This window comes from Streptomyces sp. NPDC101165 (assembly GCF_044768135.1).
Taxonomy (GTDB): Bacteria; Actinomycetota; Actinomycetes; order Streptomycetales; family Streptomycetaceae; genus Streptomyces.
The window spans coordinates 24606-50750 of sequence record NZ_JBIWPG010000029.1 but is presented as its reverse complement, the minus strand read 5'-3'; the positions used below and the strand labels follow the sequence as shown (position 1 = coordinate 50750).

The 26145-nt window shown below is 71.7% G+C and carries 20 protein-coding genes; 8 read left to right on the top strand and 12 right to left on the bottom strand.

Translation table 11 applies throughout. The features are described 5' to 3' along the window. Nucleotides 1–68 precede the first annotated feature (68 nt). The 6 genes from ACIRVH_RS41410 to ACIRVH_RS41385 all read right to left on the bottom strand — a co-directional run bounded on the left by ACIRVH_RS41410 (nucleotide 69) and on the right by ACIRVH_RS41385 (nucleotide 7375). A complete protein-coding gene (locus ACIRVH_RS41410; protein WP_403964964.1) occupies nucleotides 69–1676 on the bottom strand; it encodes a protein kinase in 1608 nt (535 codons plus the stop codon). 226 nt (nucleotides 1677–1902) lie between these two features. Next, on the bottom strand, nucleotides 1903–2928 hold the full coding sequence (locus tag ACIRVH_RS41405; protein ID WP_403964962.1) for a polyprenyl synthetase family protein: 1026 nt from the start codon (nucleotides 2926–2928) through the stop codon (nucleotides 1903–1905). Next, nucleotides 2925–3965 (bottom strand): tetratricopeptide repeat protein, encoded by a 1041-nt coding sequence (locus ACIRVH_RS41400; RefSeq protein ID WP_403964960.1) that lies wholly within the window; start codon nucleotides 3963–3965, stop codon nucleotides 2925–2927. The genes ACIRVH_RS41405 and ACIRVH_RS41400 overlap by 4 nt, the downstream gene beginning before the upstream one ends. 153 nt (nucleotides 3966–4118) lie before the next feature. Continuing rightward, a complete protein-coding gene (locus ACIRVH_RS41395) occupies nucleotides 4119–4796 on the bottom strand; it encodes an AIM24 family protein (RefSeq protein WP_403964958.1) in 678 nt (225 codons plus the stop codon). Nucleotides 4797–4852: 56 nt separating this feature from the next. Further along, a complete protein-coding gene (locus ACIRVH_RS41390; protein ID WP_403964956.1) occupies nucleotides 4853–6130 on the bottom strand; it encodes a CAP domain-containing protein in 1278 nt (425 codons plus the stop codon). Nucleotides 6131–6181: 51 nt separating this feature from the next. Beyond that, complete coding sequence (locus ACIRVH_RS41385; protein ID WP_403964954.1) at nucleotides 6182–7375, bottom strand: serine hydrolase domain-containing protein; 1194 nt, start codon at nucleotides 7373–7375, stop codon at nucleotides 6182–6184. Nucleotides 7376–7710: 335 nt separating this feature from the next. Between ACIRVH_RS41385 and ACIRVH_RS41380 the strand changes: the two genes are divergently transcribed. The 5 genes from ACIRVH_RS41380 (at nucleotide 7711) to ACIRVH_RS41360 (ending at nucleotide 16234) form a co-directional block, all read left to right on the top strand. Continuing rightward, nucleotides 7711–9471, top strand: a complete 1761-nt coding sequence (locus ACIRVH_RS41380; RefSeq protein WP_403964952.1) for a M4 family metallopeptidase — start codon at nucleotides 7711–7713, stop codon at nucleotides 9469–9471. 155 nt (nucleotides 9472–9626) lie between these two features. Beyond that, on the top strand, nucleotides 9627–10814 hold the full coding sequence (locus tag ACIRVH_RS41375; RefSeq protein WP_403964950.1) for an ROK family protein: 1188 nt from the start codon (nucleotides 9627–9629) through the stop codon (nucleotides 10812–10814). Nucleotides 10815–10850: 36 nt separating this feature from the next. Further along, complete coding sequence (locus tag ACIRVH_RS41370) at nucleotides 10851–12653, top strand: alpha-galactosidase D (RefSeq protein WP_403964948.1); 1803 nt, start codon at nucleotides 10851–10853, stop codon at nucleotides 12651–12653. Nucleotides 12654–12665: 12 nt separating this feature from the next. Beyond that, nucleotides 12666–15017 carry a glycosyl hydrolase family 95 catalytic domain-containing protein gene (locus tag ACIRVH_RS41365; protein ID WP_403964946.1) on the top strand — a complete coding sequence of 784 codons (2352 nt, stop codon included), beginning with the start codon at nucleotides 12666–12668 and terminating at the stop codon, nucleotides 15015–15017. After that, nucleotides 15014–16234 (top strand): SGNH/GDSL hydrolase family protein, encoded by a 1221-nt coding sequence (locus ACIRVH_RS41360; protein ID WP_403964944.1) that lies wholly within the window; start codon nucleotides 15014–15016, stop codon nucleotides 16232–16234. Before ACIRVH_RS41365 ends, ACIRVH_RS41360 begins: the two co-directional genes overlap by 4 nt. 72 nt (nucleotides 16235–16306) lie before the next feature. On the opposite strand, the gene ACIRVH_RS41355 is transcribed toward ACIRVH_RS41360, so the two are convergent. Genes ACIRVH_RS41355 through ACIRVH_RS41345 form a run of 3 tightly spaced genes read right to left on the bottom strand, consistent with a single transcriptional unit; the run spans nucleotide 16307 to nucleotide 19808 of the window. Beyond that, complete coding sequence (locus ACIRVH_RS41355) at nucleotides 16307–16657, bottom strand: UBP-type zinc finger domain-containing protein (protein ID WP_403964941.1); 351 nt, start codon at nucleotides 16655–16657, stop codon at nucleotides 16307–16309. Continuing rightward, complete coding sequence (locus tag ACIRVH_RS41350; RefSeq protein ID WP_403964939.1) at nucleotides 16654–18135, bottom strand: ATP-binding protein; 1482 nt, start codon at nucleotides 18133–18135, stop codon at nucleotides 16654–16656. The genes ACIRVH_RS41355 and ACIRVH_RS41350 overlap by 4 nt, the downstream gene beginning before the upstream one ends. Beyond that, the gene (locus ACIRVH_RS41345; RefSeq protein WP_403964937.1) at nucleotides 18132–19808 is read right to left on the bottom strand and encodes an FAD-dependent oxidoreductase; all 1677 of its coding nucleotides are present in this window, start codon (nucleotides 19806–19808) and stop codon (nucleotides 18132–18134) included. Before ACIRVH_RS41345 ends, ACIRVH_RS41350 begins: the two co-directional genes overlap by 4 nt. 199 nt (nucleotides 19809–20007) lie before the next feature. Between ACIRVH_RS41345 and ACIRVH_RS41340 the strand changes: the two genes are divergently transcribed. After that, the gene (locus ACIRVH_RS41340; RefSeq protein WP_403964935.1) at nucleotides 20008–20874 is read left to right on the top strand and encodes a universal stress protein; all 867 of its coding nucleotides are present in this window, start codon (nucleotides 20008–20010) and stop codon (nucleotides 20872–20874) included. Between the two features lie 27 nt (nucleotides 20875–20901). Here ACIRVH_RS41340 and ACIRVH_RS41335 read toward each other — a convergent pair whose 3' ends face one another. From ACIRVH_RS41335 to ACIRVH_RS41325, 3 genes are all read right to left on the bottom strand, one after another. Continuing rightward, the gene (locus ACIRVH_RS41335; RefSeq protein ID WP_403964932.1) at nucleotides 20902–22176 is read right to left on the bottom strand and encodes a DUF4032 domain-containing protein; all 1275 of its coding nucleotides are present in this window, start codon (nucleotides 22174–22176) and stop codon (nucleotides 20902–20904) included. Between the two features lie 31 nt (nucleotides 22177–22207). Further along, a complete protein-coding gene (locus ACIRVH_RS41330) occupies nucleotides 22208–22954 on the bottom strand; it encodes an MBL fold metallo-hydrolase (RefSeq protein WP_403964930.1) in 747 nt (248 codons plus the stop codon). 91 nt (nucleotides 22955–23045) lie between these two features. Next, nucleotides 23046–23675, bottom strand: a complete 630-nt coding sequence (locus tag ACIRVH_RS41325) for an alpha-ketoglutarate-dependent dioxygenase AlkB (RefSeq protein WP_403964928.1) — start codon at nucleotides 23673–23675, stop codon at nucleotides 23046–23048. A 113-nt stretch (nucleotides 23676–23788) separates the two neighbouring features. Between ACIRVH_RS41325 and ACIRVH_RS41320 the strand changes: the two genes are divergently transcribed. Both ACIRVH_RS41320 and ACIRVH_RS41315 read left to right on the top strand, forming a co-directional pair. Continuing rightward, the gene (locus ACIRVH_RS41320; RefSeq protein WP_403964925.1) at nucleotides 23789–24415 is read left to right on the top strand and encodes a TetR/AcrR family transcriptional regulator; all 627 of its coding nucleotides are present in this window, start codon (nucleotides 23789–23791) and stop codon (nucleotides 24413–24415) included. Nucleotides 24416–24470: 55 nt separating this feature from the next. Further along, entirely contained in the window at nucleotides 24471–26144 is a 1674-nt protein-coding gene (locus tag ACIRVH_RS41315) for an FAD-binding dehydrogenase (RefSeq protein WP_403964923.1), read from the top strand. Nucleotide 26145 lies beyond the last annotated feature (1 nt).

Below are 26145 nucleotides of genomic sequence, written 5' to 3'. Positions count from 1 at the left end.
ACTGGACAGCCTATATCCACCCATTGGCAGTGCTTTGACGGCCCTGCCCGTCCGGTGCGGGGCGCCGGTCAGCTCCTGGTCTCGCGGAAGGTCTGCAGCACGGTCCTGAGGGCGAGCTGGTTGCCGGCATCGTCCCAGGCTTGGTCCGGAGTGGTGAAACGCAGGGAGAAGCTGCGCCCGCCGCCGAGCAGGAATCCGCGCCCGAAGGTGTGCACCCGTGCGTCGCCGGATCCGGACAGCCACTCCAGGTCGGCAGCCCGGTGGCCCTGGTAGGTGGTGGCCCGGATGCTGCCGACCCGGTGGTAGCCGGGGAGTTGCTCCAGCACCGGTTCGACCTCGTCCCGCCACACGGCGACCGGGTCCGGGCCGGCCTGCTCGCTGTAGGTGACGGCGAGGGTCGTGGAGTCGGCGTTCGTGCCGAAGGTGATGCGGTAGGCGTGGTCGGCCCCGCGTGTGGTGGCCAGCCGCCTCCAGCCGTCCGGCAGGGCCACGGAGAAGCCCTCCGGGGCGGTGTAGCGGTGGAAGCCGGCGGGCAGGGCCGGGGACGGTGAGCCGCTGGGGCTCGGCCCGGTGCTCGTGCTCGTACTGGGGCTGGGGCTGGCGCTCGGGCCGGGGGTGTTGTTCTCGGGGCGGTCGGCCGATGGGGCGGCCGTGGCGGTGGGCCGCGGCGTCCCGGCCGCGGTGGAGGTGCCGGGCAGCTGGTGGGTCACGGCCAGGACGGCCGCCGCGACGGTGACGACGGCCAGCGCGGTCCCGGCCACCATCATCTGTCGGCCGCGTTCCGGGCCCGCATGCCGGACGGCCGCGTAGGCGTTGCGCAGCCGCGGCGCGGGCGCGGGGTCGCGGTCCGCGTCGGCGTCCTCGTCGAGGGCCCGGATCAGCGCCTCGCGGACCACCGGCCGGGTCAGCCGCTCCCGCGAGTTCTTGCGCAGCAGTCCCTGGACGGACTGGGTGAGCGGGCCGGTGCGCAGCGGGGTGCGCAGGGGCAGCCGGTCCACGGCCTTCAGCGTGGCGTCGGGCCGGCCCCGGTCACGGAACGGCGGGCGCCCCTCGACCGCCGTGTAGAGGATCGCGCCCAGCGCCCACAGGTCGGCCGCCGGTCCGATGCGCTCGTCGCGGGCCTGTTCCGGCGAGGCGTACGACGGTGCCGTGAGCCTCGGAACCAGCGTCGCGCCCGCCAGTCCGAACCCGGCGACCACGACCGGGCCCCCGTCCCGGACGAAGACCTGGCCGGGGCTCAGCTCGCCGTGGGTGATGCCCTCGTCGTGCGCGGCCTGCAGCACGTCGAGGAGTTCGAGGCCGATCCGCGCCGCCCGCGCCGGGTTGAACGGGCCTTCCCGGTCGAGGAGTTCGCCGAGAGGGGTGCCGTCGATCCAGTCCGTGACCGTCCACAGGGTGCCCGCCTCCACGACGGCGTCGACGACCGTGGCGACCTGGCCGGGGCACAGGAGCCGCATGGTCTCGGAGGTCCGGACGACCCGGGCCGTGGCGCGGCGCAGGGTGTCCGGGTCGCAGGTGTCCGGAAGGCCGGTCTGTGCCACCAGGCGGGGCTGGTTCGCCGTCACGTCCTCCGCGTACCACCACAGCCGGTTCGTCTCCCGGGTGAAGACCTCGAGAAGCCGGTACCGGCCGGCGACCAGCTCGTGTGCGGAGACGTGCGCCTTGACCATGGTCATCCCTCGCTGAAACCCCTGACTCGTCCTTTCTCACAGGTACGCGGGGTGCGCGGGTGAGTGTTCAAAGAATCCGAAACTCCGGCCCCGTTCCTGCCTTTTATTCAACTCGTCGAAAGCGCTTGCGAGTTTGGGATAACGGCGCATGACCGGGCATCGACCTGCGGGTAACCGACGGTAAATGCCCGGGTGCGCCGCCGCGTTCGGAGGGTCCGGGGTCAACGCGGCTTCAGAGGTCGCGGGTCACCAGGAAGTCCAGCAGCCGGAGCATCTCCTCGGCGGCGGGCGGCGGGACTTCCGTGAGCAGGGAACGCGCGGCGGTGGTGTGTCTGCGGGCCTCGGCCAGTGCCGCCGTGCGGCCGCCCGCCTGCTCGATCAGCGCGGCCGCCTCCTCGGTCCGACCGGGCCGGCCCAGCAGCGCGGGCAGGTGGCGGGCCGCGGGGGAGTCGAGCGCGGCCAGCACCGGGAAGGTCTTCTTGCGCTCGCGCAGATCGCCGCCGGCCGGCTTGCCGGTGACGGCCGGGTCGCCCCAGATGCCCAGCACGTCGTCCACCAGCTGGAAGGCGACGCCCAGATGCCGCCCGACGCGGTCCAGTGCGGTGACGACCGGCTCGGGCGCCCCGCCGAGCGTGGCCCCGAGCGCCGCGGCGCAGCCCAGCAGCGCGCCGGTCTTGTGCTCGGCCATCGCCCGGTACTCCTCGGGCGTGACCCGCTCCGGCCCGCCGAAGGGCCGCGCGGCGAACAGCAGGTCGTCGGCCTGCCCGCGCACCAGATCGGCGAGGGCCGTGGACAGCAGCCGTACGGCACCGGGGCCGCCCGGCTCGGCGGCCAGGGTCTCCACGGCGAGCGCGAACAGGGCGTCCCCGGCGAGGACCGCGGGACCCGTGCCGTACGCCTTCCAGACGGCGGGGCGCCGGCGCCGGGTGGCGTCGCCGTCCATGATGTCGTCGTGGAGCAGGGAGAAGGCGTGCACCAGTTCCACCGCGACCGCAGCCGGCACCCCGGCCCGCCCGTCGGCGCCGGCCGCCCGGGCGCCGAGCACCGCCAGCGCCTGCCGTACGCCCTTGCCGCCCGGAGCGGCGGCGGGAGCGCCGCCGACCTCGCACCAGCCGAAGGAGTACGCGGCCATCTCGGCCACCCAGGGGTGCAGCCGCCCCACCGCCTCCGTGAGCGCGGGGCGCACCAACTCCCGGCAACGGTCGAGGATGTCCGGAGCCGAGGGTGGCGTCTGCACCGCCGAGCCGAGCGGGGTCACCGTACGACCTCCGCGTCCAGGCCGAACTCCGCCTGCGCCCGAGCCACCATCTCCCGTGCGTGCCTCAGTCCGCTGCGCTCCAGCACCCGGGCCAGGTCGGCGAGTTCGGCCGCCGTCTCGGCGCGGTCGTGGCCCAGATGGGCCAGCGACTTGGCCAGACCCAGCCGGGCCAGCGCCTCGCCGCGCGGCTCGCTCATCGCCCGGAACTCCTCCAGGGCCAACTCGTACAGGTCTCGCGCCTCGGCGTACCGCCCCGCCCGGTAGAAGACGTTGCCGCGCATCTTGTGGTTGTAGGCGAGTGCGCTGGACAGGGTCATCGCCCGGCAGGTCACCTCGGCCCGGGCCAGCAGCTCCAGCGCCCCCTCGGTGTCTTTGTCGCGGACCGAGAGGATGTCGGCGAGCCCGCGCAGCGCCCAGGCGTGGCCGCGCCGGTCCTCGGCCCGCTCGGCTATCTCCGCCGCCTCCTCGAAGAGCGTGTACGCCTTGTCGTACTCCCCGGTGTTGCGGTGCATCTGTGCGATGCCCTCCAGGGCCCACACCGTGTGCCGGGCCTCCCCGCGCCTGCGGGCCTCGGCCAGCAGCTGCTCGTGCAGCCGGCCGACCGCCTCGTAGTCGCCCTGGATACGGCCGGTCTCCGCGAGGCCCGCCAGCGAGTAACCGCGGACAACGATGTCGCCGCCCTGCTCGCCGAGTTCGGCCGCGAGCCCGAGGAGCCGCCAGGCCAGTGGGAACGCGCCGCGCTGCCGGGCGAGGGTGCCGCCGCTCCACAGCGCCCACGCCATCGCGGCCGTGTCCCCTGCCTCCCGGGCGGACCGGTAACTCGCCTTCCAGGCCCGGTCGGCGTCCCGCACCTGGCCGAGCCGCCGGTGCGCCTCGGCGACGGCGAGACCGCAGCGGGCCGCCTCGTCGGGGCGGCCCGACCGTTCGGCCTCGCGCAGGCGCTCGGTGCCCTCGCTCAGTACGTCGACGAGCGAGGAGTTCACGGACAGGGTGGTCAGGGCGCCCTGGTACTCCGGGGCGAAAGCCTTGCCGTACATGCATCCCTTTCTATACACGGTGTGTATACATGATGTGTATAGCGTGCCGAAAACATGCCCTGACCCCGGGGGTCAGGGCATGGTCTGTTGTCGGTCAAGACGCCGGTACGGCAAAGGGGGTTGCCCGTGAGGCGTAGATCACGTCACGGGGTGTCAGTGCTGCTGGACCTTCTGCGGGGTCTCCTCGCTCGGCCGTACCACGACGTACCCCTCGCCCTGGAGCATCAGCTGGACGGCCTCGCCTGAACCGCCGCGCAGCATCGAGCCGAACGACTGGGAACGGTGCAGGGAGGTCTGGAGATGCGCGGTCCAGCCGACCACCGCGTCCGTGTCGACGTACACCGGGTACTGGGCCGAGACCGGTATGACCAGCGGGTTGCCCTCGCAGACCAGGCCGAGCCGGCCCTGTCCGCTGAACACGCTGTTGAACAGGCCGCCGCCGGCGATGCCCGAGCCCTTCACGGTCTTGATCTCGTACGACAGCGACGGGTCGAAACACAGGACGTTGCGGCCGTTGACGGTGAACTGGTCGCCCTGCTCCACCTCGACGATGAAGCAGTTCTGCGCCTCGTGCGCGAACCACACCTCGCCCTGCCCGCGAACCGCCATCAGTGGCAGCCCCTCACCGGTGACCGCGCGCTTGAGCATGCCGCCCACGCCCTGGCCCTTGCGCTCGAACTGGAGACCGCCGCGGTGCGCGATCATCGCGCCCTGGCGGGCGAACATCTCGCCGTTGACCGCGTACTTGATGCACTTGGCGTTCTCGACGGTCATGCCCGGCTCGGCGGCCGGACTCACGATGTGCTGACTGGAAAACAGATCACCCTTCATGCGGGGCATGGTGTCCCGGAAGGTGTCGCTCCGCCAAGATCACGGCATGTGCCGGGTCAGCCACCGAACAGCTGGGCCCAGTAGGTGCCCGCCCGGCCGCCGCCGGTGAAGCCCACACCGATGTGCGTGAAGTCCGGTTTGAGGATGTTCGCGCGGTGACCCGGACTGTTCATCCAGCCGTCGACCACCTCGGCGGGGGAGCGCTGACCGCAGGCGATGTTCTCGCCGATGGCGCGCCGGCGGGAGCCTGCCCTGGCGGCCCGGTCCCAGGGTCGGCTGCCGTCGGGGCAGGTGTGCGCGTAGAAGTCGCGGGCCACCATGTCCGCGCAGTGCGCCTGCGCGGCCCGTGCGAGCGGCGGATCGGCCGCCAGCGGAGCCAGCCCGGCCCGCGCCCGCTCGGCGTTGGTGAGCGCGACGACCTCGGCCACCGTCCGGGACAGCTCGTCCTGTGTCAGCGGCCTGGCCCACAGCGCGGTCCAGTACCGGTCGCCCGCGTCGGCGTGGGCCAGGCCGAGATGGGTGAAGCCCGGGTCGAGCAGGGTGTGCCGGGCCTGGCCGGTGTCCAGGCAGTAGGCGACGAACTCGGCCGGGGTGCGCGGCCCGGACACGAGGTGCTCGCCGACGGTGACGTACGCGTATCCGGTTGCCGTGATCCGCTGGTGGACCGAGACGCCGTCCAGGCCCTCGGAGGTGAGCCGGCCGGCGGCGGCCATCGCTTCGGCGTGCACCCGGGCGGCGGAGCCGAGGCGCGCGTCGAGCGCCACCGGCGGGGAGCCGGCCCGGGCCCGGGCGGAGTTGACCGGCCCGAGGAAGCCGTCGGCATCCGGAGCGGGCCCCGCCTGCGGACCGTCGTCCACGACGTCCACCCCGAAGTCCCGGGCCAGCCCCGCCAGCCCGTCGGCATACCCCTGCCCGATCGCCCGCAGCTTCCAGCCGGGACCCCGCTGGTACAGCTCGGCGAGCAGCAGCACCGTCTCCGGCCCGGGCTGCGGCGGGACAAAGCGTGCGAAAGTGGTGCGCGCGGATCCGTCGGTGACTTCCAGCCGGGGCGCAGGCAACCGCCCGAGAGGCGTGCCCGGCTCGGCCGCGCTGACGGCGACGGTGACCCGGGTGGCCCCGGCCCGCAGCCGCGCCGGATCGACGTGCAGTGTGTCGCCACGCAGCCGCACCCCAGGCGCACCCGGCTGGTTGTAGAACACGAAGTCCCCGTCCCCACCGACCTTCCCGCCCCCGTCCGTGACGAGGGCGGACACGTCGAAGGGCCCGGCGACCCGCAACACCAGCGCGCCGCCCGGCAGCGCCAGATTCCCTCCGGGAGCCAACTCGCTCGTCACATCACAAGGAACGCACGGCAGGCCCGGGCAGGTTCCGGCGACGACGAACCCCTACTCCTTCAGATCCCCCTCCATCACCGCCGAGCCGCTCTGCGCCGGCTTGCCGCAGAACGCCGACTCCAGCACCCCCGCCATCGTGTTCAGCACCTTCGAGTTGTTGGAGGTGTTGGCCACGGCGGCGACACTCCGCTTCCCGTCCTTGGAGGCGAACGCGTACGTGTAGTACCCCTGCACCGCCCCCGTGTGCCCGTACACCGACACCCCGCACGACAGATCCCGCCGCCGCAGCCCGAGCCCGTACGCCGTGGTGCTGGTGACCTGGGTGAACCGCTCCATCTCCGCAAGCCGGGCAGAGGACATCAGCTTCCCCCGCAGCAGCGCCGAGTAGAACGTGTTCAGGTCGCGCGCGCTGGAGATGATCGCGCCCGCGCTCTGCGCCCACGACACCGTCTGCGCGGTCGCGTCGACGAGCTGGGCGCCGGCCGTGTCCGGGGTGAGGTACCCGCGCGTGTACCGGCCCGGGATCTTCGTGTCGGGGTGGACGTAGAAGGTGTCGGTCAGGTTCAGCGGCTTGAGGATGCGATTCTCGTACTCGGTCTTCACGGAGTGCCCGGTGAGCTTCTCGATGAGCATGCCCGCCACGACGAAGTTCGTGTTGGAGTACGAGTACGCGGCGCCGGGCTCGTTGGTGCGAGGCTTCTTCAGGGAGAGCGTGACCAGCTGCTGGTAGGTGTAGACCTTGTTCCGCACCGCCTCGAAGCCGGACACGCTCTTGGCGAACATGTCGTCGCTGTAGTCGTACAGGCCGCTGCGGTGGCTCAGGATGTGCCGGACCGTGATGCGGTCGTCCGGCAGCAGCTTGGGCAGGTAGCGGTTGACCGGGGCATCCAGGTCCAGCTTGTGCTCGTCGGCCAGCTGCAGCAGGACCACGGCCGAGAAGGACTTGGTGACGCTGCCGATGCGGAAGCGGTCGTCGGTGCTGATGCCCTGCCCGGTGCCGCGGTCGGAGACGCCCCGACTCAGCCGGTAGGTGCTGCCGTTGTCGTCGATCCGGGCCAGCGCACCGGGGGCGCCCTGTGCCACCGCCGAGCGCAGCACCGCGTCCAGGCCCGTGGTGTCGGGCGCCGGAAGCTCCGCCGGCGTGGGCGCGTCCGCCTGTGCGGTCGCGGCCCGCGCCGGGACCGCGACGAGCGACAGCACGACCGCTCCGAGTACCGCACCCCTGCTCACCCTTGCTGAGACCATCCGGCCCTCACTCCATCCATGTGGATTCTGATGCGACATCGGTCACATTCCGGCCTGGGAACCTAGGGGATTCGGGCAACGTCTCCACAGCCGACACACAGTTGGCCGTATCGTGATCACTCCCGCGGCAGGCATTCGTAAAGGATTGTCATAGAAAACCGCGAAATGGATCATTCCGGCTTTACGTGCGCATGACTCATCCGTAAGGGTTACTCCTCGGAGCCCGACCAGCTCCCATGGCGCCCAACAGTGCCATGTCTCAAGGCGGTTGGTGATCCCAGCTGTCTTCGAACGAAGGAACCCTGATCAGATTGCGTAGACCGCACATACGCAGCGTGGCGGTTGCCGTCGCGGTGACGACGGCTGCTACGGGCCTGGCCGGTACGGCCTTCGCGGGTCCCTCCACGGGGGTGGAGCGGTCCGCCGCGTCCGCCGCCTCGACGGCCACGCTGGTGGTGGAGGCGGCGCGTACCGCGGCCTTCGCCCATAACGCGGCGACGGGCGTCTCGAAGGGCGACGAGCTTCACGTCCAGGACGTGATGGTCGACCCCGAGGGTGCACGCCACGTCCGCTTCGTCCGTACTCACAACGGAATGCCCGTTCTTGGTGGCGACCTCATCGTCCACCTGAACCGGCAGCTGGCCTACACGGGTGTCACCCGCGCGGTCGGCAAGGCCGTCAAGCCCGCCAGCACCACGGCCAAGCTGACCGCGGGTCAGGCCGCGGCGAAGGCCGCCCAGGTCGCCAAGGGCGACGCGGGCGACGCCCAGCTGGTCGTCGACGCCCGTGGCGGCGCCTCCGCCCTCGCCTACCAGGTGACGGTCACCGACAAGGGTGCCTCCAGCACCGTCGTCATCGACGCCGTCACCGGCAAGGTGCGCAGCAACACGCCCGACGCGGACCAGTTCCTGTCGCCGAAGCTGGTCGACACGCTGCGCAAGCGCGGCGAGACCATCGACCCGGCCACCGGCATCGGCTCCGACGCCTCCGCCGGTCTGCTCGGCTCGGGTGTCTCCGGCGCGACGAGCTACCCGTCGACCGCGCACGGCACCGGCAAGACCCTCTTCGTGGGCAACGTCGGTCTGACCACCACGGCGACCTCGCGCGGCCACTACCAGCTCAAGGACCCGAGCCGGTACGGCACCGAGACCCGGGACGCCAAGGGCAAGTACACGGAGAGCTTCGGCGCGGGCACGAAGTTCACCAGCACCACCAACGTGTGGGGCAACAACAAGACCAGCAGCCGCGCCAGCGCGGCCGCGGACGCCCAGTACGGCGTGACCAAGACCCTGGACTTCTACAAGAAGACCTTCAACCGCAAGGGCATTGCCAACAACAGCAAGGCCGCTCGCGCGATGGTCCACTGGGGCAACAAGGTCGCCAACGCGTTCTGGGACCCGACCTGCAACTGCATGCTGTACGGCGACGGCGACGGCACGATGTTCAAGAAGCCGCTCGTCGTCCTCGACGTCACCGGTCACGAGCTGACCCACGGCGTCGTGGAGGCCACCGCCAAGCTCGAGCCGACCTACGTCGACTCGGACGGCAACCAGTACGGTGAGCCCGGCTCGCTGAACGAGTCCCTCGCGGACATCTTCGGCTCCAACGTGGAGTTCTACGCGAACAACACTAAGGACACGCCGGACTACCTGATCGGGGAGAAGCTGGGCCTCGACCAGAAGTTCCTGCGCCGCCTCGACCACCCGTCGCTCGACAAGCTCGAGGGCACGATCGACTACTGGTCGCCGGACACGTACTACACCGAGGTGCACGCCGGTTCCGGTGTCTCCTCGCACGCCTACTACCTCCTCGCGGAGGGCAGCGGCAAGAAGACGATCGGCACCGTCCACTACGACTCGCCGACGTACGACGGCTCCACGGTGAAGGGCATCGGCCGCACCAAGGCCACCGCCATCTTCTACCGTGCGCTGACCCGCTACATGGTCTCCACCACCGACTTCCACCAGGCGCGCATCGCGACGCTGAAGGCGGCCAAGGACCTGTACGGCTCGACCAGCACCGAGTACAAGACGGTGAACAAGGCGTGGGCCGCGGTGAACGTCACCGCCGCCAACACGCCGTCGTCCGCCCACTGACGGACGGCAGCAGTACACCGGCACCACCGGATGCCCCGCCTCGCGCGGGGCATCCGCATGTCCGGAACCGTGAGCCGTGGTTGGGTCAACTTCCCCCGCAACAACCGCTGTTTCTTTTATTGACAGCGGAAAATAATGGCCATAGGTTCCCGGCCATGCGCTCGACCCCCGCCGCCGAGTCCTTCCCGGCCCACACACCGGCCGCCTCGCAGGTCTTCACGACGGTCCTGTCCCACGGCCCGCTGACCCGCCTGGAGGCGGGCCGTCGCGCGGGGCTGTCCCCGGCCGCCGTCACCAAGGCCGTCCGCCCCCTGCTGGAGGCCGGCTACCTGGTGGAGGGCGCCGACGAGGAGGCCCGCCCCGCCCTCGGCCGGCCCGCCGGCCTGGTCCGGGTCAACGGCGAACGGGCCCTGTTCATCGGCGTCAAGGTGACCGGCGACGAGCTGATCGCCGTACTGACCGACCTGTGCTGCCGCATCCGCCTCGCCCGGCGCGTCCCCCTGCCGGACCGGGTGACCCGCAAGGTGCTGGCCTCGCTCGCGGACCTCGTCCAGGAACTCCTCGGCCACGCCGCCGAGTCGGGCGCCCCCGTCCTCGGGCTCGGCATCGCCGTCTCCGGCGACGTCGACCGGACCGAGGGCGTGGTGCGCTACTCGCCCTTCCTGGCGTGGCGGGACGTACCCCTCGCCGAACTCGCCGGAATGACCGGCGGGTTGCCGGTCACCGTCGACAACGACGTGCGCGCGCTGACCGTCGCCGAGCAGTGGTTCGGTGCCGGAGCGGGCCTCAGCGACTTCGCCGTGGTCACCGTCGGCGCGGGCATCGGCTGCGGACTCGTGGTCCATGGACAGGTGGTCGCGGGCGCGCACGGAGTGGCGGGGGAGATCGGCCACATCGTCATCGACCCGGCGGGAGCGCCCTGCCACTGCGGCAACCGCGGCTGTGTCGAGGCGATCGCCGGGGATGCCGCCATCGTCGCCCGCGTCCGCGAGGTGACCGGTCGTCAAGTCGCCGACAGCGCCGAGGCGGTGGCCCTCGCCCACCAGGGTGTCGCCGGGGCCCGCGAGGCCTACGCGCGGGCCGGAGAAGCCATCGGCCGGGGCATCGCCACCGTGGCCAACCTGTTCGGGCCCGAGCGCGTGATCATCTCCGGCGAGGGCCTGGCCGCCTACGACCTCTTCGCCGAGCAGATCCGCGAGGCGTTCACCGCGGCCGCGTTCGGCTCGGCCGCCCAGTGCGACGTGCAGACCCGCCCGCTCCCCTTCGAGGAGTGGGCGCGCGGCGCCGCGGCCGCCGCGATCCAGTCCTTCATCACCTCGGCCCCCAGCAGCGGAAAGGGCTGAGCGCCCCGACCCGAACCCACCCAGGAGGTACGGCCCATGTGGTCACCCTCGTATTCCGTCCTGTCCGCACGCGGGCTCAGAGCCGCCGTCGTCCTCGCCCTCACCGCGGGCCTCGCTACCACCGCACCGGCCGCCGCACATGCCGACGCCGCGCCGAGTCCGGCCGCCAAGCCCTATATGGGCTGGTCCAGTTGGAGCATGCAGTCGTCCAAGTACCCGGGGCTCAACCCGGACGGCGACTACAGCTACCTCACCGAGGCGAACGTCCTGAAGCAGACCGACGCCCTCGCCGCCAAGCTGAAGAAGTACGGCTACGCATACGTCAACATCGACGCCGGCTGGTGGCGGGACAAGACCTGGAAGCCCGAGTTCGACCAGTACGCCCGCCAGACACCCGACCCGGTCCGCTTCCCGCACGGCATGAAGGCGGTCGCCGACCACATCCACGCCAAGGGCCTCAAGGCCGGCATCTACCTGCCGGTCGGCCTGGAGAAGGAGGCCTACGGCGACGGCAAGGTGCCGATCCGGCACGCCGACGGCTGCACCACCGCCGACATCGTCCACAGCGACCTGCGCACCACCAACGGCTGGGACAGCGCCTACAAGCTCGACTTCACCAAGCCCTGTACCCAGAAGTACGTCGACTCCCAGGCCCAGGCGCTCGCCGACTGGGGTTATGACTTCCTCAAGCTCGACGGCGTCGGCCCCGGATCCTTCAAGAGCGGCGACAACCACGACAACGTTGTCGACGTCGCCGCCTGGCAGAAGGCCATAGCCGCCACCGGCCGGCCCGTCCACCTGGAGATCTCCTGGTCCCTGGACATCGGGCACGCCGCCGACTGGAAGAAGTACTCCAACGGCTGGCGCGTCGACACCGACGTCGAGTGCTACTGCAACACCCTCGTCAGCTGGGAGAACTCCGTCGACGACCGCTTCGACGACACCCCCGGCTGGACGAGGCACGCGGGCCCCGGCGGCTGGAACGACCTCGACTCCCTCGACGTCGGCAACGGCGCCATGGACGGCCTGACCAAGGCCGAACGGCAGACCTACGCCACCCTGTGGGCCGTCGCCAAGTCCCCGCTCTACACCGGCGACGACCTGACCAGGCTCGACAGCTACGGCCTCTCCCTGCTGACCAACAAGGAGGTCATCGCCGTCGACCAGGGCGACATGCCGCCCGCCCGGCCGGTCACGCCTTCCGACCCGCAGCAGGTGTGGGCCGCGAAGAACCCGGACGGCAGCCACACCGTCGCGCTGTTCAACCTCGCCGACTCGCCGGCCGCCGTCACCGCCGACTGGTCCGCCCTCGGCTTCACCGGCAAGGTGGCCGTGCGGGACCTCTGGAACCACGAGAACCTCGGCACGTACAAGAACAAGATCACCGAGGCCCTGCCCGCCCACGGCTCCCGCCTGTTCACCGTCACCCCGCAGGGCAGCGCCCTGCACACCACCGGCTACGAGGCCGAGTCCGCCGGCAACACCCTCAGTGGCAATGCGTCCGTCGCCGACTGCTCCGCCTGCTCCGGCGGCAAGAAGGTCGGCAACCTGTACCTGGGCGGCAAGATCCGGTTCGACAACGTCGTAGTCGACAGGCCCGGCACCTACCTGATCAAGGTCGCCTACGTCAGCGGCGACGCCCGCTCGGTGAACGTGTCCGCCGACTCCGGCGGCGCCACCCGCCACAAGTTCCCCTCCACCGGCGACTGGGGCAGCGTCGAGACGGTGAGCGTGCCCGTCACCCTGAAGGCGGGCGCCAACACCCTCACCTTCGACAGCGGTTCGGACTACGCACCGGACATCGACCGCATCGACGTTCCCGCTTCCCCCCGCCTGTGATCGGAGCCCGCCATGGAGAATCCGCCCAGCAGACGCGGCTTCCTCGCCCTCGCCGCGGCCACCGGAGCCCTCGCCTCACTGCCGTCCTTCACCGCGACCGCCGCCCCGCAGCGACCCACCGAGACCGCCGCGCCCGACCCCCGTCACCAGCTGTGGTGGCGGGCCCCCGCCGACGAGCACTCGCTGATCGAGCAGGGACTGCCCGTCGGCAACGGCCGGCTGGGCGCCCTCGCCACCAACGATCCCGGACGGGACGTCCTGCTCGTCACCGACGCCACCCTGTGGACCGGCGGGCTCAACGACACCCTCGACTCCGACGGCCAGTTCCCCTACGGCCGCGACGACTTCGGCTCGCTCACCCTGCTCGCCCGCCTCACCGTCGACATCCCGGACCACGACCTGGGCGCCGTCACCGGCTACCGTCGCTCCCTCGACCTCGCCCAGGGTGTGGTGACGACGTCGTACGTCCGCTCCGGAGTGACGTACCAGAGGCAGTTGTTCGCGAGCCGCCCCGACGACGTGGTGGTCCTGCACCTCACCCAGAAGGGCGGCGGCCGCTACACGGGCACCGTGACCCTCGAAGGCACGCACGGCGAGAAGACGTCGAGCGCCACGTCCTTCGCCGGGTCCTTCCGCAACGGACTGCGGTACGCGGCCGCGGTCACCGCGTACGGCAGCGGCGGCACCGTCCGTGTCGACGGCACCCGCGTGACCTTCTCCGGATGCAAGGACCTGACCGTGGTGCTCAGCGGCGGCACCGACTACGCGCCCGACGCCGCCGCCCACTACCGCGACCCCTCCCTCGACCCCGAGGCCCTCGCCCGCGCCAAGGTCCACGCGGCCGCCGGCCACCCGGCGGACACGCTGCTGCGCACCCACGTCGCCGACCACCAGGCCCTGTACGGGCGGTTCGACGTCCGGCTCGGCACCTCGTCGGACCGGCAGCGCGCCCTGGACACCTGGGAGCGGATCAAGGCTCGCGCCCTGGACGACACACCGGACCCCGAACTCGAGGCCGCCTACCTGCAGTTCGGCCGCTACCTGATGATCTCCGGCTCCCGCGGCAGCCTGCCGATGGGCCTGCAGGGACTGTGGCTGGACGGCAACGACCCGGACTGGATGGGTGACTACCACACCGACATCAACATCCAGATGAACTACTGGATGGCCGACCGGGCGGGCCTCTCGCCCTGCTTCGACGCCTTCACCGACTACTGCGTGGCCCAGCTCCCCTCCTGGACCGACCTCACCAGGAGACTCTTCGACGACTCCCGCAACCGCTACCGCAACTCCAGCGGCAGGAACGCGGGCTGGACGGTGGCCATCTCCACCAACCCGTACGGCGGAGGCGGCTGGTGGTGGCACCCGGCGGGCAACGCTTGGCTGTGCAACTCCCTCTGGGAGCACTACGAGTTCACGGCGTCGCGCGCCCATCTGAAGAAGATCTACCCGCTCCTCAAGGGCGCCTGCCAGTTCTGGGAGGCGCGGCTGCTCACCCACACCCTGCCGGACACCGGCCGGGAAGTCCTCATCGCCGACAGCGACTGGTCACCGGAACAGGGCCCGCTCGACGCCAAGGGCATCACCTACGCCCAGGAGCTCGTCCGGGCGCTCTTCGGCAACTTCCGCACCGCCGCGCGCGAGCTGGGCCGGGACACCGGGTACGCCGATGCCATCGGCGCGCTCCGCGACCGCCTCTACCTCCCGGTCGTCAGCCCGAAGACGGGCTGGCTGGAGGAGTGGATGTCCCCCGACAACCTCGGCGAGACCACTCACCGGCACCTGTCCCCGCTGATCGGCCTCTTCCCCGGTGACCGCATCCGCCCCGACGGCTCCACCCCCGCCGACATCGTTGCCGGCGCCACCGCCCTGCTCACCGCCCGCGGCATGGACAGCTTCGGCTGGGCCAACGCCTGGCGCGCGCTGTGCTGGGCCCGGCTGAAGAACCCCGGCAAGGCCTACCGGCTGATCGTCAACAACCTCCGCCCGTCCACCGGCGGCGGCAACGGCACCGCTCCCAACCTCTTCGACATCTACCAGGTCGAGCAGGGCCGGGGCATCTTCCAGATCGACGCCAACTTCGGCACCCCGGCCGCCGCGGTGGAGATGTTGCTGTACTCCCGCCCCGGCCACCTGGAACTCCTGCCCGCCCTGCCGGACGCCTGGGCCGCCGACGGGTCGCTGACCGGCGCCGGGGCCCGCGGCGGCTTCGTCGTCGACCTGCGCTGGCGGGACGGGAAACCCACCGAGGTGCGGATCCGCAGCATCGGCGGCACCATGACCTCCGTGGGATACGCAGGCACGTCCCGGACGGTCCGCCTCGAGCCCGGTGAGTCCGTCACGTTGAAGGACTTCGCGCGATGACCGGCCGGTTCGGGCGCGTCTGCCGGATCGCCGCCGTCCTGCTGGTGGCCGTCGCCTGCCAGTCCGTACCCGCCAGGGCCGCCGGCCCGCAGCCCGGACCCACCACCCGCGGCTCTGGAGTCGTCACCTGGGCGGCCGGCGCCGACCGGCTGGGCGAGGGCACGGCCGACAGCGCATACCGGCTGGTCGTGCACACCAGCGTCGGCGGCAGCGACCTGCGCATCCGCCTGTCCAACGCCTTCGGCGACCGCCCGCTGACCCTGGACAGCGTCTACGCCGGGCTGCAGAGCGAGGGCGCCGCACTCCGGCCGGGCAGCAACCGGCGGCTGACCTTCGGCGGCGCCCGCACGGTCACCGTCCCGGCCGGTGCCGTCGCATGGAGCGACCCGCTGCCCGGAAAGGTCCCCGCGGCCGTCAACCTGATCGTCAGCCTCCACACCCCGGACGCGGCGGGCCCGGCCACCGGCCACGGCATGGCGATGCAGACGTCGTACCTCGCCCAGGGGGACCACACCGCCGAGGCCGGTGCGGCCAACTGGACCGGGACGACCGGATCCTGGTGGTACCTCGACGCCGTCTCCGTACGCCCGCAGAACGCGGCCGCCGGTGCCGTGGCGGTGCTCGGCGACTCCATCACGGACGGCTGGCAGTCCACCACCGACCTCAACCGGCGCTGGCCCGACTACCTGGCCCGGCGCCTGAGCGGGGCCGGCACGGCCGTCCAGGGCGTGGCCGACGAGGGCATCTCCGGCAACAAGGTGCTCGCGGACGGTGCCGGGCAGAGCGCCCTCCACCGGCTGGACCGGGACGTCCTCGCCCTGCCCGGCATACGCACCGTCTTCCTCTTCGAGGGGGTGAACGACCTCAAGGCCCACACCGGCGTCACCGCGGCCGACCTGATCGCCGGATACCGGGAGATCCTCCGGCGGGCGCACGCGGCCGGAAAGTGCGTGGTGGGCGGGACCGTCGGCCCGTTCGAGGGCTGGTCCGAATGGGACCCGGCCGCCGAGGCCGTACGCGAGGACGTCAACCGGTTCATCCGCACCAGCGGGGAGTTCGACGCGGTCACCGACTTCGACGGCATTCTGCGCAGTCCCTACGTCCGCGAACGGATCCTGCCCTTCTTCGACAACGGCGACCATCTGCACCCCAACGACAAGGGCATGCAGGCGCTGGCCGACTCCGTCGACCCGGACAGCCTCGACTGCGCCCGCTGACAGCCGGGGCCGGCCGGTCATCCCGACCCGGCCGGACCCGATGCCGTGTCTCCCTGCCGATCCGCCGACGGTTCAGCGCAGCGTCTCGGCCCAGTTCGCCGGCACCCGGCCCGCCGGTCCGGGTGCCGGCTGGTCGGCCGGATGGCTGACCGGGGGCGCGAGTTCGGGACCCGACTCGTACAGCTCGTTCTTGGCGTAGTCCCAGAACCAGCCCTCACCCGGCTCGAAGCTGCGGATCACCGGATGCCCGGTCTCCCGGTAGTGGCCGGTGGCGTGCTTGGCGGGGGAGTCGTCGCAGCAGCCGATGTGCCCGCACGTCGCGCACCGGCGCAGATGGAACCACCAGCCGCCGGCCTCGTCGCACTCCACGCACCCGGTACCGCTCGGCGGAACGCTCGGGTCGATCGTGGCCTCGTCGCTCATACTGCCTCCTCGGAGGTGGTCGTCAGGGCGGACGCCTCGTCGTCCGGCGTCTCGGCGGTCAGCGGCAACAGCACCTGGAAACGGGTGTCGCCGGGCACCGACTCGACCTGCAGGGAGCCGTGGTGCTTGTTCACGACGATCCGCCACGAGATGTCGAGGCCGAGACCGGTGCCCTCACCGACCGGCTTGGTCGTGAAGAACGGGTCGAAGATACGGCTCTTGATCTCCGGCGGGACTCCCGGTCCGGTGTCCCGGAATTCCACCAGCAACCGCTCGTTGTCCAGCGCGGTCCGCACGGTCAACGTGCCTTCCCCGCCCGAGCCGTTGATGGCGCACACCGCGTTGTCGACGAGGTTCGTCCACACCTGGTTCAGCTCCGCCGGATAGCCGGGAACCGGCGGGAGCGTGCGGTCGTACTCCTTGACCACCCGGATGCGTGAGCCGATCTTGCCCGACAGCATCAGCAGCGTGCTGTCGAGGAGTTCGTGCACGTCCACCACCCGGTAGGGCGCCCGGTCCAGCTGGGAGTACTGCTTGGCCGCGTCGACCAGATGCGAGATACGCGTGGTGGAGTCCTCGATCTCGGTCATCAACAGCTCGGTCTCGATGGTGTAGTTGAGCCAGCCGATCGCCCCGGGCAGGATCTCCTCGTCCACGGCCGCCGCGACCTGCTCCAGCCAGTCGATGTCGAGCCCGGCCTGCACGAAGGTCGGCGCCAGCTGCCAGCCGTGGTCGAGGCCGTGGTCCTCCAGCCACTCCGTGAGCATGTCCTCCCGGTCGGAGGCCTCCAGCGGGCTGAGCGCCGGAGCCTTCGCGACCCGCTCGGCGGTGCGCTCCTGGATCTCGATCAGGCCCGCCAACGCGTCCCGGGAGAACGGGCCTTCGGCGATGACCGCGAGCTTGTGCCGCATCTTCGCGACCCGCTCCCGCAGGGTCGACGTGGCCCGGACGGCCGCCGCCGCCGGGTTGTTCAGCTCGTGCGTGAGACCGGCCGACAGCGAGCCGAGCGCCAGCAGCCGCTCCCGCTGCCCGACGGTGGCCTGGAGGTTCTTCGAACCGAAGAAGAGCCCCTCCAGCAGGTGCACGGCCATCGGGAACCACTCGCTCATGATGTCCGCGAAGGTGTCCGCCGGCAGCACGAAGAACCGCGTCGGCTCCGTCACCCGCATCGAGTTGTTGTACGCCTGCCGCACCCGGTCACCCAGGTACGCCTGCATGGCGCCCGCGTACACTCCGCGCTGCGAGGTGCGGGTGACCTCCACGTCGTCGCCGCCGACGCGCCGCGAGAGCACGACCGTGCCCTCGATCATCGCGAAGAAGCAGGTGGCGGGGTCACCCTCGGTGTACACCGGGCCCGGCTGGAACAGCTCCACCCGGCCCTCGCTGCACAGCCGGCCCAACTGCTCCGGCGTCAGCTTCTCGAAGAGGAACAGGGAGCCGATCTCCTTCGGGCTGCACGGCATCAACTGCCCGCTCATGACTGCTCCAGATACCGGTGGACGAGCATCACGGCCATGGCTCCCTCTCCGACGGCGGACGCGACACGCTTGGCGGACTCGGCGCGTGCGTCGCCCGCCACGAACACGCCGGGAATGCTGGTCTCCAGGTGGTACGGCGGCCGGTCCAGCTCCCAGCCGGCCGGCGGCCGCCCGTCGGCGGTCAGATCGGGCCCGGCGAGGATGAAACCGCGCTCGTCGCGCAGCACCGTGTCGCCCAGCCAGTCGGTCAGCGGAGCCGCGCCGATGAACACGAACATCCACTGGGCGTCGACCTGTTCGCTCTCACCGCTCGCCACATGACGCAGCGTCAGCCGCTCCAGACGGGTCGAGCCGTGCGCGGCGTCGACCACCGTGTGACTGCGCACCGAGATGTTCGGGGCCTCGTTGATCTGCTGGATCAGGTAGTACGACATCGACGCCGACAGGTCGGGACCGCGCACCAGCAGCGTCACCGACTTGGCGAACCTGGACAGGTACATCGCCGCCTGGCCCGCCGAGTTGGCGCCGCCGACGATGTACACGTCGTGCCCCTGGCAGGCGGCCGCCTCGGTCAGCGCGGAGCCGTAGAACACCCCGCAGCCGGTCAGGTCGATGCAGCCCTGGGCCTCCAGCTGCCGGTACTGCACGCCGGTCGCCAGGATGATGCTGTGGGCCGCGATCGCCGAGCCGTCCGCGAACCGTACGATCCGGGCCCCGCCGTTGACCTCCAGCCCCGTCACCTCGCGGGCGGTCAGGATCTCGGCGCCGAACTTGGCCGCCTGCCGCCGCGCCCGGTCGGTGAGCTGGGCACCGGAGACACCGTCCGGGAAGCCGAGGTAGTTCTCGATCCGGGAGCTCTGCCCGGCCTGCCCGCCGGTCGCCGACCGTTCCACCAGCACGGTCCTGAGCCCCTCCGAGGCGCCGTACACGGCAGCGCCCAGTCCGGCCGGACCGCCGCCGATGACCACGAGGTCGTAGAAGTCCGCCGTGGGCGTTGTCGCCAGGCCCACCTGTGCGGCCAGCTCCGGCGCCTCGGGCTCGACCAGCACCGAGCCGTCCGGGGTGATCACCAGCGGCAGCCGCTGCCCGTCCTGCCCGGCCGCCGCCAGCAGCCGCTGCCCCTCCGGCTCCTCCACCGAGTACCAGCGGTACGGCACCTGGTTGCGGGCCAGGAACTCACGCACGTCCGACGACCGCGCCGACCACCGGTGCCCCACGACCTTGGTGGTGGCCACGGACCGGTAGTCGCTGTGGCGCCACGCCTCCAGCAGGTCGTCCAGCACCGGATAGAGCTTCTCCTCCGGCGGGTCCCACGGCTTGAGCAGATAGTGATCGAGATCGACGACGTTGATCGCGTCGATCGCCGCGCTGGTGTCCGCGTACGCCGTGAGCAGCACGCGCCGCGCCCCCGGATACACGTCGAGTGCCTGTTCCAGGAACTCGATGCCGTTCATCTGCGGCATCCGGTAGTCGGCGAGGATCACGGCCACCAGGTCGCCGCGCAGCTTCAGCTCCCGCAGCGCCTCCAGGGCGGACTCGCCCGACTCGGCGCGCACGATCCGGTACGACTCGCCGTAGCGCCGCCTGAGGTCACGGGCGACGGCGCGGGAGACCCCCGGGTCGTCGTCCACGGTCAGGATGACGGTCCGCGCTGCGTCGGCGGCCTGTGTCATGCGTCTCCCACCCCGAGCGTTCGGTTCCACGGGACGGTGGACCATCTGGAGCGCAGCCCACCGCGCCGGTTCCCGCCCATCGTATGTTCGATCGCCCCGGTTCGCTCCGGGATACGGCCCCGACGGACAGCCACCGGCGGCAGGACCGCGGTGTGGTGAAGACTGGCCCCACGGACACGGAAGGCTGGGAGGCCCGCGCATGACACGCCCGATCACGGCAGGGGTGGACGGTACGGAGGAGAGCCTGGCCGCGCTGGACTGGGCGGGCCGGGAGGCCGTACGCCGAGGGCTGCCCCTGCGCGTCGTACACGCCTGGCGCTTCCACGAGGGCCTGCACGCGGCGGACCGGGACACCCAGCACGGCTGGGTGTCGGACGGCGTGTCGGACGCCGTGCGGGCCTTCTCCGCGCGGCATCCGGAGCTGCGGACGGGCATCGAGGTGGTCGAGGGCGGGGCCGTCGAGGTGCTGGTCGCCGCCGCGGCGGAGGCGGAGATGCTGGTGCTCGGCTCGCGCGGGCACGGCACGGTGGTCGGGTTCCTGCTGGGCTCCGTCGGCCAGCAGGTGATCGCCGGGACGGACCGGCCCGTGGTCCTGGTGCGTGCCGGGAACGAGCCGGCGGCGGAGGCGGCCGGACGGGACGTGGTGGTCGGCCAGCAGGGCGGTCCGGAGGACAGCGCGGCGGCGCTGCGGTTCGCGTTCGAGACGGCGGCCGCCCGCGGCGCCACCGTCCGGGCCGTCCGGGCCTGGACGATGCCGCCGGTCTTCGCCTACAGCCCCGGTTCGCTGAAGCTCCTGGACGACGTCGGCGGGCTCGAACCGTACGAGCGGAAGGCCCTGAGCGAGGCGCTCCAGCCGTGGCGCGAGCGCTTCCCGCAGGTGCCCGTGGCCGAGCACATCGAGATGGGCAGCGCGGGACAGGTGCTGCTCTCGGTGGCCGGCGGGGCCCAGCTGATGGTCGTCGGCCGGCGTGCGCACCGCACGGCGGTGGGCGCCCGGATCGGCTCGGTCGCCCACGGCGTGCTGCACCACGCCGAGTGCCCGGTCGCCGTCGTCCCGCACGAGTGACCCGCTACGAGGACCGGTACGCGTGATCTAGTCGGGGGTCGTCGGCTCCAGGGTCGCCCGGGCCTTCGGCAGAACGTGCGCGATGTAGTCCTCGACCGCGGTGTCGAGGCCTATGTCGTGCTGTGCCTGCTCGGACAGGTACCAGCGGTGTTCGAGCAGCTCGTGGTAGATCTCGGCCGGGTCCATGGTGCCGCGCAGCTCCAGCGGGACGGCGCGGACGGTGGGCCGGAACACGTCGCGTATCCAGCGGTGGGCGAGGACCTCCGGGCGGGCGGCATGGGGATCCCCCCTGCTCGAGCGAAGCCGAGAGCTTGGGGGAGGGTCGCCCGGGGCGTAGTCGTCCTGGGTGGCCATCCAGCTCTCCAGGTCGCCCAGCAGTCGCCGGGCCTGGTTCTCCTCGGTGTCGAGGCCGGTCAGCCGCAGCAGCTGGCGCTGGTGGTGGCCGGCGTCGACGACCTTGGGCACGAAGGTGACCGTGTCGCCGTTCGAGGAGTGCTCGATCTGCATCTCGGCGACGTCGAAGCCGAGGTCGTTCAGGCGTCGTATCCGGCGCTCCATGTAGTGGTACTTGCCCACCGGGTACACCGAGGTGCGGGTCAGTTCCTGCCACAGGCCGCCGTAGCGGGTGCAGATCTCGTGGCCGAACTCGACGGGGTCGACGGACGGGTGCAGCGCGCCCGACGCCTCCAGGTCCAGCAGCTCGCCGCTGATGTTCACCCGGGCCAGGTCGAGGTCGTACTCCCGCTGCCCGGGGCTGAGCCGGGGGTGCAGGTCGCCGGTCTCGGCGTCCACCAGGTACGCGGCGTACGCGCCCGCGTCCCGGCGGAACAGCGTGTTGGACAGCGAGCAGTCGCCCCAGGCGAACCCGGCCAGGTGCAGCCGGACCAGCAGCACCGCGAGGGCGTCCATCAGACGGTGCATGGTCGCCGGGCGCATGGTCGTCTCGAACATCGAGCGGTACGGCAGCGAGCCGCGCAGATGCCGGGTGACCAGCACCGGCTCCAGCGGGGCGCCCTCGCGATCCGTGCGGCCGGTGATCACCGCGAGGGGGTCGACCGCGGGGATGCCCAGCCGGTCCAGGTCGCGCAGCAGCTCGTACTCGCGCAGGGCCGGCCGCTCGGCCAGCTCCTTGACCGCGATCACCTCGTCGCCTGCGCGCGCGTAGCGCACGACGTGCCGGGAGATGCCCCGGGGGAGCGGTACGAGGTACTCCTCGGGCCACTCCTCCAGGGGCACGGCCCAGGGGAGTTCGAGCAGGAGCGCGGGGTGCTCCGGGTTCGTGGCGCTGATCTGCAAGGCCATGGGACGAACCCTAAGGCCCTACCCGGTGTCCTCAGGAGGCGCGTTCCCTGGCCTGTTCGGCGGCGGCCCGCACGGAGCCCCGGTGGACCGGGCCGTGCCCGGGCAGCAGGGTGTCGCCGTCGAGCGCCCCGATCAGGTCCAGCGAGGCCACGGCCCGGGAGCGCTCGTGGTGGAAGAAGTCGTGCAGCATCTGGGGGCCCTTGAGCCGCGAGGTCGCGTGGCCGGTGGCCAGGGCGTCGCCGGAGATGACGATGCCGGCGTCGGGCAGGTGGTAGACGCAGTGGCCGTCCGTGTGGCCGGGGGTGTGCACGGGGACGGGCCGGCCCGGCAGGTCGAGCGCGCCCTCGGCCGGGAACGGCTCGGGCGCGGTGACCGGGTTGTGCTCGATCCCGCCCACCCGGATCACGTGCACCGCCCAGGGGACCACACCGGGCCGCCATGAGTTGCGCACGACGTCGCCGATCGTGGCCTGCTGGAGGAACTCCCGGCGCGCGTGCGGGACTTCCGCCGGGTGCAGGTAGACCGGGGTGCCGTAGGTGCTGCGCAGGTACTCGGCAGAGCCCACGTGGTCGTTGTGCGCGTGGGTGATCAGGACGGCGGCGACCGCTTCGGGCGAACTGCCCACCACGGCGAGGGATTCGAGGACGCCCTGCCGGTCCCCGGGGTACCCGGTGTCCACCAGCGTGACGGCGTCGCCGTCCTTGAGGATCACCCAGTTGGTGTTGTGGCCGTGCACCAGGTAGGTGCCGTCGGCGACTTGGCGTACGTCTGCCTGCATGATCTCCCCGAGGCCCAGAGCGACTGGTCGTCGGGGACAGCCAACCAGATGGCGCACCGTCCTCCGCAAGAGGGCGGCTGTTACGGGCCGGTCACTGCACGCCGTGCGGCCGGAACTGGATGCTGATGCGCGGCCCCGTCGCGCGGGCGGACTTGGGGACGCAGTGCTCCCAGGTGCGCTGGCAGGAGCCGCCCATCACGATGAGGTCGCCGTGCCCGAGGGGTCGCCGGACCGTCGTGCCGCCGCCTCCGGCCGGCCGCAGCAGCAGGTCCCGGGGCGCGCCGACGGAGAGGATCGCGACCATCGTGTCCTGCCGGGCGCCCCGCCCGATCCGGTCGCCGTGCCAGGCCACGCTGTCCCGTCCGTCGCGGTAGAAGCACAGCCCGGCGGTGGTGAACGGCTCGCCCAGCTCCGCGGCGTAGTGCGCGGACAGGGCCGTGCGGGCCTCGTCCAGGACGGGGTGCGGCAGCGGGTCCTGTGCCGCGTAGAAGGCCAGCAGACGCGGTACGGCCACCACGTTGTCGTACATCGTGCGGCGCTCCGCCCGCCACGGGACCTCGGCCGCCAGCTGTTCGAACAGGGCGTCGCCGCCGCTCAGCCAGCCCGGCAGCACGTCGATCCAGGCGCCCCGGCCCAGCTCGGTCCGGTGCAGTCCGTCGAGGGGGCCGAGCCGCAGCTCGTCGGTCTGGTCGAACAGGGAGCCCTGGAGTTGCGTGGACATGGATCCAGCGTACCCCTGAATCGAAAATATGTTCCCATCATGGAGAGTCTTTCGATACACAGATGTATCGGATACATTCCTGTATCGAACGGAGGGCGACGGAGGTCTCGGTGATGACGGCGCAGGACACGGCCCGGCGGGTCACCAAGCGGCGGGCGCGGACACGGGCCAACCTGCTCGACGCCGCCTTCGCGGTGTTCGCCGCCAAGGGCTTCGGCCGCGTCTCCATCGAGGAGGTCTGCGAGGCCGCCGGCTACAGCCGGGGCGCCTTCTACTCCAACTTCGCCACCCTGGACGAGCTGTTCTTCGCCCTCTACCAGGAGCGCGCCGACCTCATCGCGGCCCAGGTGGCCGACGCCCTCGCCCAGGACGGACCCGACCTCGACGTGCCCGCCTCCGTGGACCGGGTCACCGATGTGCTGCTCCTCGACGTGGACTGGCTGCTGGTGAAGACCGACTTCCTGGTGCACGCGGCCCGCGACCCGGCCGTCGCACACGCCCTCCTCGACCACCGCACCCGGCTCCGGGAGGCCATCGCCGACCGGCTGTTCAGGGCCCGCGGCCACACCGAACTGCCCGCCGTGCTCGGCGATGCCGACGGCGCCGCCCGCGCGGTGGTCGCGGCCTACGACGGCGTCACCACCCAGCTGCTGCTGGACAAGGACGTCGACGCGGCCCGCACCTGGCTGGGGCAACTGCTCACGGCCCTGCTGACCGACGGCAGCGGCACCCCGGCATGAGCCGCACACGGAAGCAGACGCAAGCAGAAGCAAGCGGAAGGAAGGAACGGACGCCATGGACGCGGACGTCATCGTCGTCGGAGCGGGCCTCGCCGGTCTGGTCGCGGCGCACGAACTCACCAGCCGGGGCCGGCGCGTCGCCCTGGTCGACCAGGAGAACGCCGCCAACCTCGGCGGCCAGGCGTTCTGGTCCTTCGGCGGGCTCTTCCTCGTCGACTCGCCCGAGCAGCGGCGCCTCGGCATCAAGGACTCCTTCGACCTCGCCTGGAACGACTGGCGGGGCAGCGCCCGGTTCGACCGCCTGGAGGACGAGGACTCCTGGGCGGTGCGCTGGGCCCGCGCCTACGTCGAGTTCGCGGCCGGCGAGAAGCGGTCCTGGCTGGAAGGGCACGGCATCACGCTGCTGCCGACGGTCGGCTGGGCCGAGCGCGGCGACCTGCGCGCCGACGGGCACGGCAACTCCGTACCCCGCTTCCACATCGCCTGGGGCACCGGCACCGGCGTGGTCGAACCCTTCGTCCGGTACGCCCGGCAGGCCGCCCGGGACGGGCTGCTGACCTTCTACCACCGCCACCAGGTCGACGAACTCGTCCTCGAGGACGGCGCGGCCCGCGGGGTGCGCGGCACAGTCCTGGCCGACGACGACGCGCCGCGCGGCGTGGCCTCCAACCGCGACCGCGTCGGCGACTTCGAAATCACCGCCCAGGCGGTGATCGTCACCACCGGCGGCATCGGCGCCGACCACGACATCGTCCGCCGCTACTGGCCCGAGCGGCTCGGCACGCCCCCCGCCGAGATGGTCACCGGCGTCCCTGCCTACGTCGACGGCCGCATGCTCGACATCAGCGCCGAGGCGGGCGTGCGCCTGGTCAACCGGGACCGCATGTGGCACTACACCGAGGGCCTGCAGAACTGGAACCCCGTCTGGCCCGGCCACGGCATCCGCATCCTGCCCGGACCGTCCTCCATCTGGCTCGACGCCCTCGGCCGCCGTCTGCCCGACCCCTGTCTGCCCGGCTACGACACCCTCAGCACCCTGAAGTACCTGCGCACCACCGAGGACATCGCCGGGTACGACCACTCCTGGTTCGTCCTCACCCGGAAGATCATCGAGAAGGAGTTCGCGCTCTCCGGCTCGGAACAGAACCCCGACATCACCGCCAAGGACCGGGGTGCCGTGCTGCGCAACCGGCTGCTCGGCAAGGGCGCCCCCGCACCCGTCCAGGCCTTCCTCGACAAGGGAGCGGACTTCGTCACCGCGGACAGCCTGGAGCGGCTGGTCGAGAAGATGAACGGCCTCACGGACAAGCCCCTGCTGGACGCGGCCGAGGTGCGCCGCCAGATCGAGGCCCGCGACCTGCAGATCGCCAATCGGTACAGCAAGGACTCCCAGGTCCAGGGCATCCACAACGCCCGCCGCTACATCGGCGACCGCCTCGGGCGGGTCGCGACCCCGCACCGCATCCTCGACCCGGCAGCGGGCCCCCTGATCGGCGTCCGGCTGCACGTCCTGACCCGCAAGACCCTCGGCGGCATCCAGACCGACCTCGACTCCCGCGCCCTCGGCCCCGACGGCACGCCCGTAGGCGGCCTGTACGCGGCGGGCGAGGTGGCCGGCTTCGGCGGCGGAGGCGTCCACGGCTACAACGCCCTGGAGGGCACCTTCCTCGGCGGCTGCCTGTTCTCGGGGCGCGCGGCGGGCCGGGCGGCGGCGAAGCAGACGGGCTGAC

What these genes read in the sequence shown, in the direction of transcription:
- ACIRVH_RS41410 (WP_403964964.1), bottom strand. Translation starts at nt 1,676, where the DNA reads ATGACCATGGTCAAGGCGCACGTCTCCGCACACGAGCTGGTCGCCGGC.
- ACIRVH_RS41400 (WP_403964960.1), bottom strand. Translation starts at nt 3,965, where the DNA reads ATGTACGGCAAGGCTTTCGCCCCGGAGTACCAGGGCGCCCTGACCACC.
- ACIRVH_RS41395 (WP_403964958.1), bottom strand. Translation starts at nt 4,796, where the DNA reads ATGAAGGGTGATCTGTTTTCCAGTCAGCACATCGTGAGTCCGGCCGCC.
- ACIRVH_RS41385 (WP_403964954.1), bottom strand. Translation starts at nt 7,375, where the DNA reads ATGGTCTCAGCAAGGGTGAGCAGGGGTGCGGTACTCGGAGCGGTCGTG.
- ACIRVH_RS41375 (WP_403964950.1), top strand. Translation starts at nt 9,627, where the DNA reads ATGCGCTCGACCCCCGCCGCCGAGTCCTTCCCGGCCCACACACCGGCC.
- ACIRVH_RS41370 (WP_403964948.1), top strand. Translation starts at nt 10,851, where the DNA reads ATGTGGTCACCCTCGTATTCCGTCCTGTCCGCACGCGGGCTCAGAGCC.
- ACIRVH_RS41365 (WP_403964946.1), top strand. Translation starts at nt 12,666, where the DNA reads ATGGAGAATCCGCCCAGCAGACGCGGCTTCCTCGCCCTCGCCGCGGCC.
- ACIRVH_RS41360 (WP_403964944.1), top strand. Translation starts at nt 15,014, where the DNA reads ATGACCGGCCGGTTCGGGCGCGTCTGCCGGATCGCCGCCGTCCTGCTG.
- ACIRVH_RS41355 (WP_403964941.1), bottom strand. Translation starts at nt 16,657, where the DNA reads ATGAGCGACGAGGCCACGATCGACCCGAGCGTTCCGCCGAGCGGTACC.
- ACIRVH_RS41350 (WP_403964939.1), bottom strand. Translation starts at nt 18,135, where the DNA reads ATGAGCGGGCAGTTGATGCCGTGCAGCCCGAAGGAGATCGGCTCCCTG.
- ACIRVH_RS41345 (WP_403964937.1), bottom strand. Translation starts at nt 19,808, where the DNA reads ATGACACAGGCCGCCGACGCAGCGCGGACCGTCATCCTGACCGTGGAC.
- ACIRVH_RS41340 (WP_403964935.1), top strand. Translation starts at nt 20,008, where the DNA reads ATGACACGCCCGATCACGGCAGGGGTGGACGGTACGGAGGAGAGCCTG.
- ACIRVH_RS41335 (WP_403964932.1), bottom strand. Translation starts at nt 22,176, where the DNA reads ATGGCCTTGCAGATCAGCGCCACGAACCCGGAGCACCCCGCGCTCCTG.
- ACIRVH_RS41330 (WP_403964930.1), bottom strand. Translation starts at nt 22,954, where the DNA reads ATGCAGGCAGACGTACGCCAAGTCGCCGACGGCACCTACCTGGTGCAC.
- ACIRVH_RS41325 (WP_403964928.1), bottom strand. Translation starts at nt 23,675, where the DNA reads ATGTCCACGCAACTCCAGGGCTCCCTGTTCGACCAGACCGACGAGCTG.
- ACIRVH_RS41320 (WP_403964925.1), top strand. Translation starts at nt 23,789, where the DNA reads ATGACGGCGCAGGACACGGCCCGGCGGGTCACCAAGCGGCGGGCGCGG.
- ACIRVH_RS41315 (WP_403964923.1), top strand. Translation starts at nt 24,471, where the DNA reads ATGGACGCGGACGTCATCGTCGTCGGAGCGGGCCTCGCCGGTCTGGTC.